General features: G+C 51.1%; 11 protein-coding genes and 2 tRNA genes. 6 read left to right on the top strand and 7 right to left on the bottom strand.

Features of this window, described 5'->3' with window-relative positions; genetic code table 11:
• The 3 genes from ptrA to recD are packed head-to-tail and all read left to right on the top strand — an operon-like array spanning position 1 to position 8,298.
• Positions 1-2,886 carry a pitrilysin gene (gene ptrA / locus CWC46_RS19630; protein ID WP_021014847.1) on the top strand — a complete coding sequence of 962 codons (2,886 nt, stop codon included), beginning with the start codon at positions 1-3 and terminating at the stop codon, positions 2,884-2,886.
• A complete protein-coding gene (gene recB / locus CWC46_RS19625) occupies positions 2,883-6,452 on the top strand; it encodes an exodeoxyribonuclease V subunit beta (protein WP_021014848.1) in 3,570 nt (1,189 codons plus the stop codon). The genes ptrA and recB overlap by 4 nt, the downstream gene beginning before the upstream one ends.
• Positions 6,445-8,298 (top strand): exodeoxyribonuclease V subunit alpha, encoded by a 1,854-nt coding sequence (recD, locus tag CWC46_RS19620; protein ID WP_037380678.1) that lies wholly within the window; start codon positions 6,445-6,447, stop codon positions 8,296-8,298. The genes recB and recD overlap by 8 nt, the downstream gene beginning before the upstream one ends.
• A gap of 45 nt (positions 8,299-8,343) precedes the next feature.
• Here the strand turns inward: recD and argA are convergent, their stop codons facing one another.
• Positions 8,344-9,669, bottom strand: coding sequence for an amino-acid N-acetyltransferase (argA, locus tag CWC46_RS19615; protein WP_021014850.1), 1,326 nt, complete (start codon positions 9,667-9,669; stop codon positions 8,344-8,346).
• A gap of 245 nt (positions 9,670-9,914) precedes the next feature.
• On the opposite strand from argA, the gene amiC reads away from it, so the two are divergent.
• Positions 9,915-11,156, top strand: coding sequence for an N-acetylmuramoyl-L-alanine amidase AmiC (gene amiC, locus CWC46_RS19610; protein WP_021014851.1), 1,242 nt, complete (start codon positions 9,915-9,917; stop codon positions 11,154-11,156).
• A gap of 87 nt (positions 11,157-11,243) precedes the next feature.
• On the opposite strand, the gene CWC46_RS19605 is transcribed toward amiC, so the two are convergent.
• Positions 11,244-11,320: transfer RNA gene (locus CWC46_RS19605), tRNA-Met, on the bottom strand.
• A 46-nt stretch (positions 11,321-11,366) separates the two neighbouring features.
• Positions 11,367-11,443: transfer RNA gene (locus CWC46_RS19600), tRNA-Met, on the bottom strand.
• Between the two features lie 217 nt (positions 11,444-11,660).
• Between CWC46_RS19600 and mltA the strand changes: the two genes are divergently transcribed.
• On the top strand, positions 11,661-12,830 hold the full coding sequence (mltA, locus tag CWC46_RS19595) for a murein transglycosylase A (protein ID WP_021014852.1): 1,170 nt from the start codon (positions 11,661-11,663) through the stop codon (positions 12,828-12,830).
• Positions 12,831-12,939: 109 nt separating this feature from the next.
• Here the strand turns inward: mltA and CWC46_RS19590 are convergent, their stop codons facing one another.
• Both CWC46_RS19590 and CWC46_RS19585 read right to left on the bottom strand, forming a co-directional pair.
• On the bottom strand, positions 12,940-13,920 hold the full coding sequence (locus tag CWC46_RS19590; RefSeq protein WP_021014853.1) for a D-2-hydroxyacid dehydrogenase family protein: 981 nt from the start codon (positions 13,918-13,920) through the stop codon (positions 12,940-12,942).
• The gene (locus tag CWC46_RS19585) at positions 13,917-14,300 is read right to left on the bottom strand and encodes a GNAT family N-acetyltransferase (protein ID WP_021014854.1); all 384 of its coding nucleotides are present in this window, start codon (positions 14,298-14,300) and stop codon (positions 13,917-13,919) included. The genes CWC46_RS19590 and CWC46_RS19585 overlap by 4 nt, the downstream gene beginning before the upstream one ends.
• Before the next feature lie 291 nt (positions 14,301-14,591).
• On the opposite strand from CWC46_RS19585, the gene tcdA reads away from it, so the two are divergent.
• Positions 14,592-15,407 (top strand): tRNA cyclic N6-threonylcarbamoyladenosine(37) synthase TcdA, encoded by an 816-nt coding sequence (tcdA, locus tag CWC46_RS19580; protein ID WP_021014855.1) that lies wholly within the window; start codon positions 14,592-14,594, stop codon positions 15,405-15,407.
• A 1-nt stretch (position 15,408) separates the two neighbouring features.
• On the opposite strand, the gene csdE is transcribed toward tcdA, so the two are convergent.
• Positions 15,409-15,855: a cysteine desulfurase sulfur acceptor subunit CsdE gene (gene csdE / locus CWC46_RS19575; RefSeq protein ID WP_021014856.1), complete on the bottom strand. Its 447-nt coding sequence runs from the start codon at positions 15,853-15,855 to the stop codon at positions 15,409-15,411.
• 10 nt (positions 15,856-15,865) lie between these two features.
• A complete protein-coding gene (gene csdA, locus CWC46_RS19570) occupies positions 15,866-17,071 on the bottom strand; it encodes a cysteine desulfurase CsdA (protein WP_021014857.1) in 1,206 nt (401 codons plus the stop codon).
• Positions 17,072-17,158: the final 87 nt, after the last annotated feature.

The following is a 17,158-nucleotide window of genomic DNA, read 5'->3' as shown; positions in this document are numbered from 1 at the left end:
ATGCGTAGACAGTATGTCTGGATCACCGGATTGTTGTTACTGATTTTCTGGCTTCCGATCAGTTGGGCCGATACCGGTTGGCAGGTTTTACCGCAAACCATCAATAAAAGCGCCAACGATCCGCGGCAATATCAAGCGATCAAGCTGGACAATGACATGACGGTGCTTCTGGTTTCTGATCCGCAGGCAACCAGTTCTCTGGCCGCGCTGGCACTGCCGGTCGGCTCATTGGATAACCCGAGGAGCCAGCCCGGGTTGGCGCACTATCTGGAACATATGTTGTTGATGGGATCCAAACGTTATCCGCAGCCGGAAAGCTTGTCCGAGTTTTTGAAAAAACACGGAGGCAGCCATAACGCCAGCACCGCATCGTACCGTACCGCGTTTTATCTGGAAGTTGAAAATGATGCTTTGCAACCCGCGGTCGATCGCCTGGCAGATGCTATCGCGGAGCCTTTATTGGATCCGGTCAATGCTGATCGTGAACGCCATGCCGTCAATGCCGAACTGACTATGGCCCGTTCACGAGACGGATTGAGAATGTCACAGGTGAGCGCTGAGACACTGAACCCGGCACACCCCGGTTCTCGGTTCGCGGGGGGGAATCTGGAAACCCTGCGTGATAAACCAGGCAGCAATCTGCATGATGAACTGGTCCGTTTTTATCAGCGTTATTACTCCGCAAACCTGATGAAGGGCGTTATCTATACTAATAAACCCTTGGGGGAAATGGCCAAAATCGCAGCAGAAACCTTTGGCCGTATTGCCAACCATCAAGCCCATGTACCAGAGATTACGGTACCGGTTGTGACTGAAAAACAGCGTGGTGTCATTATTCACTACGTGCCGGCTCAACCACGAAAGCAGCTGCGCCTTGAATTCAGAATTGAGAATAATAGTCAGGCATTTCGAAGCAAAACCGATACCTATATCAGTTATTTGATTGGTAATCGCAGCCAGAATACACTTTCAGATTGGTTACAGAAGCAGGGACTGGTGGACTCGATCAACGCGGGTGCCAATCCCATGGTTGAGCGTAATGGCGGGATATTGACTATTTCCGCGAATCTTACGGATAAAGGACTGGCGCAGAAAGATGAGGTGATTGCTGCGATCTTCAGTTATCTGCACAGAATACGTCAGGACGGGATTCAGACACGCTATTTTGATGAGATCGCGCATGTACTGAATGTGGATTTCCGTTATCCCTCGATCAATCGTGATATGGGCTATATCGAGTGGCTGGTGGATACCATGCTGCGTGTTCCGATTGAACATACCCTGGACGCGTCTTATCTTGCCGATCATTATGACCCCAAAGCTATTGCGGCAAGGCTGGACGATATGACGCCACAGAACGCCCGTATCTGGTTTATCAGTCCAGATGAGCCGCATAACAAAATGGCCTACTTCGTTCAGGCACCTTATCAAGTCGACAAAATCAGGGCTGACCAGATAGCCAAATGGCAACAACAGGAAAAGAGTATCAACCTGACGTTGCCTGCGACCAACCCTTATATTCCGAATGATTTTTCGTTGATCAAAGCGAATACCACGATTGACCATCCTAAAATGTTGCTGGAACAACCTGGTTTGCGTGTGCTGTATATGCCCAGCCGCTACTTTGCGGATGAACCGAAAGCCAATATCACCCTACTGTTACGCAATAAAATGGCTGACGATACGGCTCGTCATCAAGTGTTGTTTGCACTGCATGATTATCTGGCCGGGTTGGCATTGGATGAACTGAGTTATCAAGCATCGGTGGGTGGCATTGGTTTTTCTACCGGCGGTAATGGTGGCGTGGTTATGGAGGCCAGTGGCTATACCCAGCACCTACCCGAATTATTGCAGTCGTTAATTGATGTCTACTCCTCGTTTACGCCTACGCAAGAGCAGTTAGCGCAGGCAAAGTCCTGGTATGCCCAACAGCTGGATGCGGCAGATAAGGCTAAAGCGTATGAACAAACGATACAGCCGATACAGGCGCTGTCCCGCGTTCCTTACACGGAACGCTCAGAACGCCGTCAGTTGCTCAGGGGCATACAACTGAAAGATGTAATGGATTATCGCAACGCGCTGCTGCAACAAGCTACACCGGAAATGATGGTGGTGGGAAACGTGCTGCCGGATGATGTGGTCCGTCTGGCGCAGAGCCTGAAAAAGCGTCTGGGCTGTGGCGGCGTCCAGTGGTGGCGAAGCAAAAAAGTGAAAATTACCCAGACTCAGCGTGCCACTCTGCAACAGGTGGGCAGCAGTACAGATTCTGCGCTGGCGGCGGTTTACATTCCGGCTGGCTATGATGAGGTACAGGGTATGGCCTATAGCAGTTTGCTGGGACAAATCTTGCATCCCTGGTTTTATAGCCAGCTCAGGACACAAGAACAGTTAGGATATGCGGTGTTTGCCACGCCGTTCTCCATCGGTCGTCAGTGGGGTATTGGTTTTCTGCTGCAAAGCAACAGCCGACAACCGGCTTATCTGTTTCAGCGTTATCAAAATTTCTATGCCACAGCCGGGGAGCGCCTGCAAACGATGGCTCCAGACGAGTTTGCACAGAATAAACGGGGATTGATTAACGAATTGCGCCAGCGTCCGCAGACGCTGGATGAAGAAGCTGGTCGTCTGCGCAACGATCTGGAGCGGGAAAACTTTGCCTTTGACACGCGGCAAAAGCTGATCGAACAGGTGAACGCGATAACGCTCACTCAACTGGCCGACTTTTTTCAACACGCGTTGAAACCGCAGGGATTGGCGGTACTGTCTCAGGTTTCCGGTAGTCATCATGATAAGGCGGATTACGCGGCACCTCAGGGATGGAAAATCTATCCCGACGCGTCGTCGTTGCAGAAAACGCTGCCCATTGAGCAGGTGGAAAATAAATGACCAATGCGCCCCCACAACCACTGAATTTTTTCACGTTACCATTGTTTGGCGAAAGGTTGATTGAAGCCTCGGCAGGTACCGGAAAAACCTACACACTGGCGGCACTGTATCTGCGTTTATTGCTGGGGTTGGGTAAAGAAGCGGCTTATCTGCGCCCGTTGTCAGTGGATGAAATTCTGGTGGTGACGTTTACCGAAGCGGCGACGGAAGAGCTGCGCGAGCGTATCCGTGAGCGGATTCATGAACTGCGTTTGGCCTGTATCCGCCGTCAGAGTGATAACCCATTGATGACGCAATTGTTAGCGGAGATCCCGGAAGCGTCGCGGGCCGATGCCGCGGAAACGTTGTTGATGGCCGAACGGCAAATGGACGACGCGGCTATCTACACGATTCACGGTTTCTGTCAGCGCATGTTGACCAGCAATGCGTTCGAGTCTGGGGTGTTGTTTGAACAGCGTCTGCTGGAAGATGAACAACCATTGCGTCGTCAGGCTTGCGCTGATTTCTGGCGTCGCTACTGCTACCCGCTGCCGTTGGATATGGCGCGGGTAATCGGGACACTGTGGAGCGGGCCGGAAAAACTGTTGCAGGAACTAACGCCTTATTTGCATGGTGATACGCCTGCGCTGCGCCTGCCGCCGCAGGAAAGTGAAACGTTGGTAGAGCGGCATCAGAAAATCATTGCCACTATCGACGGTTTCAAACAGCAGTGGCGGGAAGCGGCCCCGGAACTGGACGCGTTAATCAGTGCATCGGGTGTGGACAAACGGCGTTACAGCAGCCGTAATCGACCTAACTGGTTACGTAATGTGACCCAGTGGGCCGAGGAACAACCAACAGTAGACTATCAATTTCCCAAGGATTTGGAGCGGTTTGGCCAGTCAGAACTGAATCAGCGTACGATCAAGGGTGAACCTCCATCACATGCGGTTTTTGATGCTGTGGATCTGTTTTTACAGCTGTCTCTGTCACTGCGGGATTTGATGATTTGGTTGGCGTTGAAAGAGATCCGCCGCTCGGTACGTGAGGAGAAGCAACGGCGGGCCGAATTGGGGTTTGATGACCTGCTTTCCCGTCTGGATGAAGCATTACAACAGGCCGGGGGAGAGCAACTGGCACAGGCTATCCGCGAGCGTTATCCGGTGGCGATGATTGACGAGTTTCAGGATACGGATACCCAGCAGTACCGTATTTTTCGCACCTTGTATGCCGGTCAGTCGCAATGTGGCTGGCTGATGATCGGTGATCCCAAACAGGCCATTTATGCATTCCGCGGCGCGGATATTTTCACCTATATGCGTGCGCGGGACGATGTGACCGCACATTACACATTGGACACCAACTGGCGTTCTTCCCCAGATATGGTGAATGCCGTCAATTGCCTGTTCCAGCGCGTCGATGCGCCATTTATTTTTTCGCAGATCCCTTTTATGGCGGTCAAACCGGCCGAGTCCAACCGCTCACTGTCCTTTGAGTATCAGGGGGCCGTGAGTCCTGCATTGCAGTTTTGGTTAACGGGAACACAAGGTGTCGGTGTGAGCGAATACCAGCAGATAGTGGCCCGACAGTGCGCATCTCAAATCCGTGACTGGCTGATGGCGGGGCAACGCCACGAGGCCTGGCTGGTGAACGGTGATAAACGCCAGCCAGTGCAGGCGGCGGATATTACCGTACTGGTACGGAGTCGTCATGAAGCAACCTTGGTGCGCCAGGCGCTCGGCCGCCTGAATATTCCTTCTGTTTATCTCTCAAACCGCGATAGCGTATTTACCACACCTGAAGCCCGGGATGTGCTTTGGCTATTACACGCTGTGCTGGCCCCGGAGCAGGAACGGACACTGCGCAGCGCCATGGCCACCACATTGATGGGGTTGGATGCGCCGGCGCTAGAGGCGTTGAATCATAATGAAGCGGACTGGGATGCGTTGGTGGATGAATTCGCAGGCTATCGTCTTCTATGGCAACAGCGTGGTGTACTGCCGATGCTGCGGGCGTTGATGCGCCGTCACCAATTGGCTGAAAATCTGTTATCCAGTCGTGATGGGGAACGACGACTGACGGATATTCTGCACGTTGGTGAATTGTTACAGGAAGCCTCTTCATCTCTGGACAGTGAACACGCACTGGTGCGTTGGTTATTGCAGCAGATTATGCAGCCCAATCCACAGGCGGAAAATCAACAGCTTCGTCTGGAGAGTGATCAGCATCTGGTGCAGATTGTCACCATTCATAAATCCAAAGGACTGGAATATCCGTTGGTATGGTTGCCTTTTATCGGTAATTTCCGGCAGCAGTCGCAGGGTCTTTATCATGACCGGGAAAGTTTTCAGGCATTGCTGGATTTGCAAAATAGTGAAGAGAGCCAGACGCTGGCGGAAGAAGAACGCTTGGCGGAAGATCTGCGTCTGCTTTATGTCGCGATGACCCGGGCCATTTATCACTGTAGTATCGGGGTGGCTCCGCTTTACCAGCGTTCCCAGAAGAAAGAGGGGGATAGCGACATGCACCAGAGCGCTCTGGGGTATCTGTTACAGCGGGGAGTACCAGCGGATGCCGCGGGGCTCATTGCCGAGCTGGATGGCATGGCAGTGGATGGCGTGACCACCTGTCTGGTGAACCCGGAGGATGAGCAGCCGTGGCAGCCACTGATCGAAGACCAGCAGGGGTTGCAGGCGCGCCAGAATACGCGTGTATTACGTGATGGCTGGCGGGTGACCAGTTATTCGGGATTACAGCAGCATGGTTCTTCAGTCGTGCAGGATTTATTACCCCGCCTTGATATCGAAGCCATGGGGGAGCGGCAGCAGGAGCCGGAGTCACAGTTAACGCCACATACTTTTCCCCGAGGCGCCTCGCCGGGCACTTTCTTACATGGCTTGTTTGAATCGTTGGATTTTACCCAACCCGTTGATGATGACTGGCTGATGACGCAGCTACAGGCATACGGCATTGATGAGATCTGGTGCTCGGTACTCAGACAGTGGATGGAAACCATACTGACTACCCCGCTGAATAAGGACGGTATTCAGCTTGCTGAGTTGGATAACGGACACAAGCAGGCGGAAATGCAGTTCTATCTGCCCATTCAGCAAGCGATGCAGGCCAGAAATCTGGATAGCCTGACCAAGACGTTTGATCCTCTTTCTGCTCAATGTCCGCCGTTGGCATTCCAGCAGGTCAAAGGAATGCTTAAAGGGTTTATTGATCTGGTGTTTTGCTGGCAGGGGCGTTATTACCTGCTGGATTACAAATCCAACTGGTTAGGGGCTGATGCCAGCGCTTATACCCAGTCTGCCATGATGCAGGCGATGGCGGAACACCGTTATGATCTGCAGTATCAATTGTATACCCTGGCATTACATCGCTACCTGCGTCATCGGCTACCTGAGTATGATTATCGGCAGCATTTTGGCGGTGTGTTCTATCTTTTTTTACGGGGTATTGACGTCGCCTATCCCGGAAATGGCGTGTTTTTCTGCTGTCCGCCACAGGGTTTGGTAGAAGGCATGGACCAACTATTTCAGGGGAAAAGCAGTGAGGGGGAACAGCGTGCCGGGCATGATTGATCTATTGGAAATTGCTTTTCAGCGCCAATTACTGCGTTCGCTGGATCTGCAATTTGCCAGAATGCTGGCAAATGATGATCAACCGCATTTGCTGTTGGCTGCGGCCAGTCTGAGCTACCATGCCGGGGCAGGGCATGTCTGTTTACCACTGGCGCAATTGCATCCACGTGATTTTTTTGATGGGCGTGATCCAGAGCTGTCTCAGGCCGTATGGCAATCGGTCGGGGAGCCTGATACAGCGGCGTGGCATCGTCAGCTGTCAGTTTGTCCAGCGGTGGGCGATGGCAGTATAGCAACGCCGCTGGTACTGCAACACGGGCGGCTTTACTTGCAGCGTAGCTGGCAGAGTGAATGTCGGGTGGCGCAGTTCATTGCCAGTGATCGTCACGATCAGCCCGTTGATGAACAGGCTGTACGTCAGGTGCTGGATAGTTTGTTTGGCGTCGCTACATCGGAAACTGATTGGCAAAAAATTGCCGCTGCGGTGGCGCTGACACGGCGTATCACCGTGATTTCCGGTGGTCCGGGAACGGGGAAAACCACCACGGTCGCCAGATTGCTGGCAGCGTTGGTTCAACTGCATCACGGTGCACGATTGCGTATTCAATTGGCCGCGCCGACAGGTAAAGCGGCGGCGCGTTTGACGGAGTCATTGGGGGCGGCGTTGGGCAACCTGCTGCTCAGTGCCGGACAGCAGCACGTTTTCCCGCAAGAGGCGACAACGCTTCACCGTTTGTTGGGGGCCGTACCGGATAGCAACCGGCTGCGTTACCATCAGGAAAATCCATTGCATCTGGATGTTCTGGTGGTTGATGAAGCTTCCATGGTCGACTTGCCAATGATGGCGAGTTTGATAGCCGCCTTGCCTCCTCATGCCCGTGTCGTTTTCCTTGGCGACCGCGACCAGCTGGCTTCCGTGGAAGCCGGTGCCGTATTGGGTGATATCTGTCGCTCGGCCGAACAAGGTTATAGCCGCAGTCGCAGTCAGCAATTGTCCCGACTTACCGGTTGTCCGCTGACACATACTGCGATAGAAACGCAGCGCAGCGTGGCAGACAGTATTTGCCTGCTGCGTAAAAGCTATCGTTTTGATCAATCGTCGGGAATCGGCCAACTTGCCCAGGCGGTGAATGACGGTGATGAGCTACAGGTGCAACGTGTGCTGCAACAAGGGCATGCTGATATTACCTGTCAGCCGCTGGCTGATAATCAGGATTACCAGCAGTTGTTGTCTCAAGCTGTCGCCGGTTACCGTGACTATCTGACGCGTATTGGCGTCGACGATACACCAGAAGCGATCCTGCGGGCTTTCCAGCGTTACCGCCAATTGTGCGCCCTGCGTGAAGGGCCGTTCGGCGTATCGGGACTTAACCCGCGAATTGAGCAAGCTTTACATCAGGCCGGACTGATACGACACAGTACAAATTCCATCAGTCACTGGTATGTGGGGCGACCGGTCATGATTGAACGTAATGACGCGGTGTTAGGATTGTTTAATGGCGATATCGGTATCGCGTTGTTAAATGAGAATAACGACTTGCGGGTCTACTTTCAGTTACCAGATGGCAGTACCAAGTCCGTGGCTCCCAATCGGTTACCACGCCATGAAACGGCTTATGCCATGACGGTACATAAATCTCAGGGATCCGAGTTTGAGCATACGGCCCTGGCGTTGCCGAACCACTTCCTGCCGGTATTGACCCGGGAACTGGTTTATACCGCGATTACCCGCGCCCGCGAGCGTTTATCGCTGTATACAGACATACCTGTTTTGTGTCGGGCAGTGAAAACACCGACTCTGCGTTACAGTGGATTAGCCGAACAGATTCAGATGTTGATGACATGATGCGCGTGGTGAAGTGAGCACCACGCGCAAGTAAAGTACAGCGGATTAGAGATCAGTTACCAGAATTTTGGAGCGGCGCTGATAGTTATAGAGTTCCTGCTTTTTCTTCGGCAGTACGTCGACTTCTGCCGGTTGAAAACCCCGTTCCTGGAACCAGTGGATACTGTGGGTGGTCAATACAAACAGCCGTTTTAGCCCTTGTTGCCGGGCCTGTGCTGAAATGTGTTGCAGTAGCTGGTCGCCGCGAGAGGAACTCCGATATTCAGGATGAACTGCCACGCAGGCCATTTCACCAATTTTTTCTTCCGGAAAGGGGTAAAGTGCTGCGCAAGCAATGGTTAGATTATCCCGTACTACCACGGTAAATTTATCAATCTCAATTTCCAGTTGTTCGCGTGAGCGACGAACCAGAATACCTTGTTGCTCCAGAGGGCGAATGAGTTCCAGAATGCCGCCGATGTCGTTAATGGTGGCCCGCCGAATCTGTTCGGCGCTTTCCATCACGATCTGGGTTCCTATACCATCGCGGGAGAACAATTCCTGCACCAGGGCACCATCTTCCTGATAGCTGATCAGATGACTGCGACGCACACCACTGCGACAGGCTTTCGTCGCGCCTCGTAGGAAGCGGATGGTTTCAGAATTGAAATCACCTTGTTCTTCCAGTATATGAATGCGTTGTTGCGCAGCTTCAGGCAACATTTCGGAAATAATATTACCCTGTTCATTGGTCACGCCCTGTGAGGAGCAAAAACCAATCATTTTCTCGGCTTTGAGCTTGATCGCCAGTTGGGTGGCGACTTCTTCCGATGTCAGGTTAAAGCTTTCACCGGTGACGGAAACAGCCACTGGCCCGAGCAGGACGATGGCTCCACTATTCAGTTGACGGTGCAATGCTTCTTCATCAATACGACGGATGCGTCCGCTATGGCAGTAATCGACACCATCATCGACACCCAACGGCTGGGCGATAATGAAATTACCGCTGACGACGTTAATATGCGCACCTTGAAGTGGCGTGTTGGTCAGACTCATGGACAGACGTGCCGTAATATCCAATTGCAGCATACCCGCCGCCTGTTTTACCAGTTCCAACGTGGTGCGGTCCGTAACTCGGATATGTTTATGGTAGCGAGGCTCGTGGTTATGGGCCAACAGGTTAGTGTCAATCTGCGGTCGTGCGCCGTAAACCACCACCAGTTTGATTCCCAAACTGTGCAATAGCCCGATATCATTGACAATATTGGCAAAATTTTCATGCTCGATGGCTTCACCACTGAGCATGATCACGAACGTTTTACCCCGATGGGCGTTGATATAGGGAACTGAGTGGCGGAAGCCTTGAACCAGTTCTGTACTACGTTCCTTCACTGCGAGTCCTCTTTGAATTTTTATTCGATATTTTTGTATTTTTATTCTTCATGAAGCAAAAGGCAAGTGATAAGTCATCAGGAGAAAAGTGAGACATAGCTGATGTGGATTAAACTACTTATAAAGTATAAAAATGATTTTTGCATGACAGTCAGTGATAGATTCGTTAAAGTTTTTCGCGTTTTTATGTTTGATATTTTCATTTATCATCTATCAGGTTCATACGGTAAAGAAAGCGGAGTTGCATGTCTCATTCAAATAATCATCTGACTCGGCGGCGCTTGTTGCAGGGCGCAGCGGCTACCTGGTTATTAAGCGTCAGTGGTGTCAGTATGGCAGCGGCTGTATCGCAGGTGATTGCCGTACGTGTTTGGCCGTCCTCCTCTTATACCCGTGTGACGCTGGAGTCGAATCATCCGCTGAAATACCGGCAGTTTACGCTTGAACATCCAAAACGGATTGTCATTGACATTGATAATGTGGTGCTTAACAGCGTCCTGAAAAATGCGAGCGGGCAATTTGGCAAAAATGACCCGTTGATAAAAGAAGCACGTGTCGGCCAGTTTGATAAAAATACGGTCCGGCTAGTGATTGAATTGAAACAAAGTGTTAATCCCAATATGTTTTCGCTGACGCCTGTCGCCGGTTTTAAAAATCGCCTGGTGATGGATCTGTATCCGTTGGCGGGACGTTACGATAACGCGGAAGATCCGTTACTGGCGTTGCTGGAAGATTACAACAAGGGTGATCTGGAGCAAGCGTTACCGCCGGAGGTGCCAAAACCGGGCAAGATCGGGCGTGACAGACCGTTGATTATCATGCTGGATCCTGGACACGGTGGTGAAGACCCGGGGGCTATCGGAATGCGCAGAACCCGAGAGAAGGATGTGGTGCTGCAAATCGCGCATCGTCTGAAGGCACTGATTGAACGTGAGCCTAATATGAAAGTGTATATGACGCGTCACGAGGATGTATTCATCCCGCTGAGAGTGCGTGTTGCCAAAGCGCGTAAGCAACGAGCCGATCTGTTTGTCTCTATTCATGCCGATGCGTTTACCAGCCGTTCCGCTCGTGGTTCATCGGTGTTTGCGCTATCCGAAAAAGGCGCAACCAGCTCGGCGGCGCGTTTTCTGGCCCATTCTCAAAACGAATCGGATTCGATAGGTGGCGTGAGCATGAGTGGTGATCGTTACCTCGACCACACCATGTTCGATATGGTGCAAACCGTTACGATTAACGACAGTCTTAAATTTGGCAGAGAGATTCTACATCGATTGGGTGAAGTTAACCGTTTGCACAAGAATCGCGTCGATCAGGCCGGGTTTGCGGTATTGAAAGCTCCCGATATTCCGTCAGTGTTGGTGGAAACGGCGTTTATAAGCAATCTGGGAGAAGAGCGTAAACTGCGCACCAGTCGTTTTCAGCAACAGATAGCAACTTCTATTCTGGAGGGGATCAAGGCGTATTTTGCCAGCCAGATCAGGTAATGTAGTGATAACCTCGGGTGCCGGAAAATATCAGAAGTGATAAGCCCTGAAAAGCAAAAAACACCCGTCAGGGTGTTCAGTGATAATTGGTTGCGGGGGCCGGATTTGAACCGACGACCTTCGGGTTATGAGCCCGACGAGCTACCAGGCTGCTCCACCCCGCGTCCGTCTTTCTTTTTTATTTCTTCTATGATGTTCTGGGACATCAAGTGGTTGCGGGGGCCGGATTTGAACCGACGACCTTCGGGTTATGAGCCCGACGAGCTACCAGGCTGCTCCACCCCGCGTCTGTGGAAGCGCACTATACTCTGCATGGATTGGTATGCAACCCCTTTTTTAAAATAGTTAACGATTGAACCGATGAGTGATGCTTTTGTCGTCGAATGGTTTGTTTTTTAAGCGTAATGGGAAAGGTTTTGTCTCTGCGCGTTTAATTCTCCATAGCTGTTTGTTATCGTTCTACGTTGTGTTCGTAAAAGTTAAAAGATAAAGAGAGCGCTAGAAATGAAAGGATGGTGGAGTAAGTATGTGCTGACTGGCGCGATGATCGCTATTCTGGCCGGGTGCCAGACAAGGCCGACTGATCGCGGGCAGCAATATAAAGACGGACACCTTAATCAGCCTTTGGAACTGGTGAATGAACCGAATGCCACCAGTAAGCCAGTGAATGCCAGAGACTTTGTTAATCAGGTTACCCAGATTCAGGCGGCATCTCCCGAGCTATACTACCGCAACAACGACATTTTCCAGTCTATCGAAAGTTGGATCGTGGCGGGCGGTGATACCCGAGATTTAAATAAGTACGGTCTCAGTGCCTGGCAAATGGAAGGTGTTGATAGTTTCGGCAATGTCCAATTTACTGGCTATTACACGCCAGTGTTGCAGGCCCGCCATTATCGTCAGGGAGAATTCCGTTATCCGCTGTATGCGATGCCTCGGGTCAGGAAAAACCATCGTTTACCTGATCGTCGTGCTATTTATGCTGGGGCGCTGAGTAATAGTCTGGTCATTGCCTGGACTAACTCGCTGATGGATAACTTTATGATGGAAGTACAAGGTAGCGGTTATGTTGATTTCGGTGACGGGCAGCCGCTGACCTTTTTTAGCTATGGCGGCAGGAATGGGTACGCTTATCGTAGTATCGGTAAAGTGTTGATCGACCGTGGTGAAGTGGCGAAAGAAGATATGTCCATGCAGGCAATCCGCAAATGGGCTGCGTGCCATACAGAAGCTGAAGTCCGTGAATTACTGGAACAAAATCCCTCTTACGTTTTCTTTAAGCCAATGATGGCGACACAAGTCAAGGGCGCGAGTGCGGTTCCGTTGGTCGCGAAAGCTTCCGTGGCTTCAGACCGTTCCCTGATCCCGGCAGGTACCTCATTGTTGGCTGAAGTACCACTGCTGGATAATGACGGAAAATTTACGGGCAAATATGAAATGCGCTTGATGGTGGCGTTGGATGTGGGGGGGGCTATCAAAGGGCAGCATTTTGATATCTATCAGGGAATAGGTAAACAAGCAGGTCATGCCGCTGGTTTTTATAATCATTATGGCCGTGTATGGGTGTTGAAGAGCGCACCTGGGCAGAGGAACACCGGCACGCTGTTCAGTGCCAGCAATCGTTCATCCGGTAATGGCAGTGGCGGGCTATTGGTCGATAATCCCCAGAATTAAATCTGTGCCAGTAAGGTTTGAGAACGAGCCGGCTGATAAACGAGCCGGCACGTTCTCTGCTGAATACCGTTACTGCGATACTTCATTATTGATTTGATATTTATCGACGTTAACTGAACGGCAATATGTTATTGGCCACGTTGGTGGGGGTTCCCTGCGCAAATGCGATCACATTTTCAAATGCCACTTTGAAATATAGCTCATAACTATTTTTTTCTACATAACCCAGATGCGGCGTACAGAGGACATTGGGCAAAGAGAGAAGCGGTTCATTTTCCAGTGTGGCCGGTTCGATATTAAATACATCCAATGCCGCGCGTTTAGTCGGATTGGTACTTAATGCCTGATATACCGCCCCTGGCTCGATCAATTCTGCCCGACTGGTATTTACCAATAGCGAATCAGGCTTCATTTGTTCGAGATCCGTCTTTGTCACACATCCGTAGGTCATTTCGTTCAACCGTAAATGCAGTGAGAGGACATCTGCTGAAGCGAAGAACTCAGCTTTGGTCTTTGCAGCAGTAAACCCGTGTTCCTGCGCTTTGGCTCTTGAAGCTTCACTTCCCCATACTTGTACTCGCATATCAAACGCTTTTGCATACTGTGCGATGTGTTGACCTATTTTTCCATAGCCCCAGATCCCCAGTGTCAGTCCGTTGAGCGTTCTTCCCAACCCAAGTGCATTTGAATGCTGCCAGATATTCTTTGATAAATTCGCAGAGTATTGGGGAAGATAACGCGATGCCGACATAATCAGTCCCCAGCACAATTCAGACGGTGCAATGGGGGAACCGATACCTTCCGCCACCGCCACGCCATGTCGGGTGCAAGTGGCAAGGTTCAGATGATTACTGATTTTTCCGGTTTGGCTGATGAGTCTCAGATGCGGAAGTCTGGACAATAATTCGTCGCTGATCGCGGTTCTTTCCCGGATAAGCACGATCGCTTCTATATCCTGAAGTTTTTCAGCCAGTTCGCTGATGTCGGCATAACTTTCATGGAAAATCTGCACATCATGTCCTGCCAGCAGCGAGAAACACGTCAGATTTTTTACCTCGTCCTGATAATCATCTAATACGGCAATTTTCATACAGGTTTCCTACTGGTCTGGTATTCCATCACATACTCGTATTTGTTTTCTTCCGTCGTTCTAAAGCCCAATCGGTAATAAAGTGCTTTGGCCGGGTTGTTTTTCAATACGCTCAGTAGCACATTTTTTCCTTCTGCGCGGGCGTGTTCAAGCAGGGTAGTGATGAATATTTTGCCGATACCAAGATTTTGAAAATCTGGATGGACCTGGATTTGCACCAGATACCAGTGATCTTTTTCGGCAATAAAGCTGCTCTTGAATAGTCCGGCGGGTTGTCCGTTAATCATAACCAATTGAGCATCCTCAAAGTTATACAAGATCCGTTTAAGGTAGGATGCTTTGTCATTGGCGGCCCCTATTTCAGCCAGATACTTCCCCATCGTTAACTCTCTTAGTTGTAAGAGAAAATTAATGTCAGATGCTGTCGCCTTTACTCATTCAAGTTTCATCGGTTTTCCTGAACTGCATACGGGCTGAGGTCGATTCTGTTATTACCGAATGGTATTCGATGATGATCATTAACATGATCGAAGACGGGATAAATTGTCCAGAAGAAATTTTTAATCGTCGCGAGGCTACTACCTGACATCCGAAGTAATTTACTCCGCAAATGAACGTCGCTGAGGTATGATTCGTACCGTTTTATTTTCATTTCTGCAAGGTTGATTGTAATGAGTACGCCATTATCCGAGGGTTATTTGCAACGTTTCAGTGGTACCGCTCGTTTATACGGCCAGCCGGCGCTGGCGTTGTTTGCCCAGTCACATGTCTGTGTGATTGGCATTGGCGGCGTCGGTTCCTGGGCGGCGGAAGCACTGGCGCGAACCGGCATTGGCGCGATTACCCTGATTGATATGGATGATGTGTGTGTTAGCAATACCAACCGGCAGATCCACGCACTGCGCCAGTATACCGGCCAACCAAAAACCGACGTGATGGCCGAGCGTATTTTGGCGATTAATCCTGAGTGCCGCGTGACTTGTGTGGACGATTTTATCAATGCAGACAATATGGCAGAGTTGCTGACTCAAAATTTCAGCTATGTCATTGATGCCATTGACAGCGTGCGTGCTAAAGCCGCATTACTGGCCTATTGTCGACGTAATAAGATCCCGGTGGTGACAACCGGCGGTGCCGGCGGGCAAATTGACCCAACGCGCATTGAAGTGGCAGATCTTGCCAAAACCATTCAGGATCCGTTGGCGGCGAAATTGCGCGAACGGCTGAAACATGATTTTAATATTGTAAAAAACAGCAAGGGTAAGCTGGGTATTGACTGCGTGTTTTCCAGTGAACCGCTGGTCTATCCTCAACCAGATGGCTCTGTTTGTGCTTCACGCAGCACGGCGGAAGGTGTAAAGCGGATGGACTGTGCCTCTGGCTTCGGCGCGGCAACAATGGTCACTGCGACATTTGGTTTTGTGGCTGTGTCACATGCGCTGAAAAAAATGATGGCTAAAGCGCAGCGGCAGAGACCGATTGCGTAAATTAGCGTTTCTGTGCGGCGATGTCGTGAATGCGTGTCGCCAGCGCTGACAATCCACTGGCTCGTGACGCGCTGAGCTGTGCCCGTAAACCCAATTGTTCGAAAAGTGCCAGTGGGTCTTGCTGACCCAGGTCTTCTGGTGTTTTCCCTTCTACGGCGGTGAGCAGTATTGCCAGCAAACCGCGCACGATACGGCCGTCACTGTCGCCGTAAAAATGCAGGGTGCCATCATCCCGGCGCTGATAACCCAGCCAGACCTGATTTTCACAGCCTGACAGTGCTATCTGATCCTGTTTTAGTGCTTCGGGTAACACGGGAAGCTGTTTGGCCAGCAAAATAATCTGGCGATAACGTTCTTCCCATGAACGACAGGCGTTAAATTGTTGTGCCAAATCTTCTGTGGTGATGAGTGTGCCAAACGGATGCTGTGTAGGTTGTGGGTTATTCATGTTGTGTCATTTAATCAGTAAGTAATTCAAGTGCTTTCCGGGTGGCTTCAACCAATCGGTCTGCGTCCTGTTCGGTATTATAAGGGGCAAAAGAGGCGCGTAATGTCCCTTTCAAACCTAACGCGTTCATCAGCGGTTGTGCACAGTGATGGCCGGCACGCAGCGCAATACCGTCTTCCGCCAGCAACGTAACCAGATCGTTGTGATGTACCTGGTCAAATTCAAATGACAGTAGGCTGGAACCCGGACAGCGGAAACTGCGAAAGCCGGGAAGCGTGGCCAGCCGGGTTTCCACCTCTTCAGCTAATGCCGTGCTGTATTGTTCGGCGGCGTCCATATCTTGTTCGACCAACCAGCGTAGCGTGGCAGCGAGTCCGATCACACCGGCAATATGCGGCGTTCCGGCTTCAAAACGCTGAGGAACAACCTGAGGAACAAAACCGGCAAAAGAAACATCCGTCATCATTTTCCCACCGCCGTGCCACGGTGGCATGGATTCCAGCAGGTCAGGTTTGCCATACAGTGCGCCAATCCCGGTAGGGCCATACAGCTTGTGACCGGAAAAGGCATAAAAGTCGATATCCAACAACTGTACGTCGGGTGTGTGATGGACGACGCCCTGAGCACCATCTACAACCACGACGGCCCCCACCTGATGTGCCAGCGTAATCGCTCTTCCCAGATCAGGCATCCCACCAGTGACATTTGACATTTGCCCCAGTGCCAGCAACCGAGTCCGGGGTGTCAGTAAGGTTGCCAGTTGGTTGAGATCTGGCACTAAATCCGTGCCAATTGGCAGCTTGACGACTTGTGCGCTAGTTTGCTGCGCCACCATGAGCCAAGGGATCAGGTTCGCGTGGTGCTCGGCTTCACTCACCAGGATCTGATCACCAGGTTGTAGTCGTGGGCGAGCATAACTTTGCGCAATCAGATTGATCGCTTCGGTGGTGCCACGGGTCCAGATGATGTTTCGACTGTCTTGCGCATGGATAAATGCGGCGACCAACGCACGGGCATCTTCAAACTGCTGAGTTAACGCCTGGGCACCATGATGCTGGCTACGATGCACATTCCCGATATGGTGAGAATAACTTTGTTCGATAGCGTCAATAACTGCCTGTGGTTTCAGCGCCGTGGCGGCACTGTCAAGGTAGACCCCAGGCTGCTGTAATGCTGGGAATTGTTGGCGAAAAGTGGCGGCGTTGAACAGTTTCATAGCAGTCCTCTATTGAGCGGCAGATCTTGTCGCATTCTTGCCGTCGAAACAAGTTTCAGACAATGCTTAAGCGCATATTCTGACAAA

This window comes from Prodigiosinella confusarubida, from assembly GCF_002847015.1.
In the GTDB taxonomy this organism is placed as follows: domain Bacteria; phylum Pseudomonadota; class Gammaproteobacteria; order Enterobacterales; family Enterobacteriaceae; genus Prodigiosinella; species Prodigiosinella aquatilis.
Note: the sequence above shows the minus strand (reverse complement) of the source record. Positions and strands in the feature narration are given on the sequence as shown.

Coding starts and splice junctions, on each gene's coding strand:
- csdA (WP_021014857.1), bottom strand. CDS start 17,071: ATGAAACTGTTCAACGCCGCCACTTTTCGCCAACAATTCCCAGCATTA.
- CWC46_RS19590 (WP_021014853.1), bottom strand. CDS start 13,920: ATGAAAATTGCCGTATTAGATGATTATCAGGACGAGGTAAAAAATCTG.
- recB (WP_021014848.1), top strand. CDS start 2,883: ATGACCAATGCGCCCCCACAACCACTGAATTTTTTCACGTTACCATTG.
- csdE (WP_021014856.1), bottom strand. CDS start 15,855: ATGAATAACCCACAACCTACACAGCATCCGTTTGGCACACTCATCACC.
- amiC (WP_021014851.1), top strand. CDS start 9,915: ATGTCTCATTCAAATAATCATCTGACTCGGCGGCGCTTGTTGCAGGGC.
- mltA (WP_021014852.1), top strand. CDS start 11,661: ATGAAAGGATGGTGGAGTAAGTATGTGCTGACTGGCGCGATGATCGCT.
- ptrA (WP_021014847.1), top strand. CDS start 1: ATGCGTAGACAGTATGTCTGGATCACCGGATTGTTGTTACTGATTTTC.
- recD (WP_037380678.1), top strand. CDS start 6,445: ATGATTGATCTATTGGAAATTGCTTTTCAGCGCCAATTACTGCGTTCG.
- CWC46_RS19585 (WP_021014854.1), bottom strand. CDS start 14,300: ATGGGGAAGTATCTGGCTGAAATAGGGGCCGCCAATGACAAAGCATCC.
- tcdA (WP_021014855.1), top strand. CDS start 14,592: ATGAGTACGCCATTATCCGAGGGTTATTTGCAACGTTTCAGTGGTACC.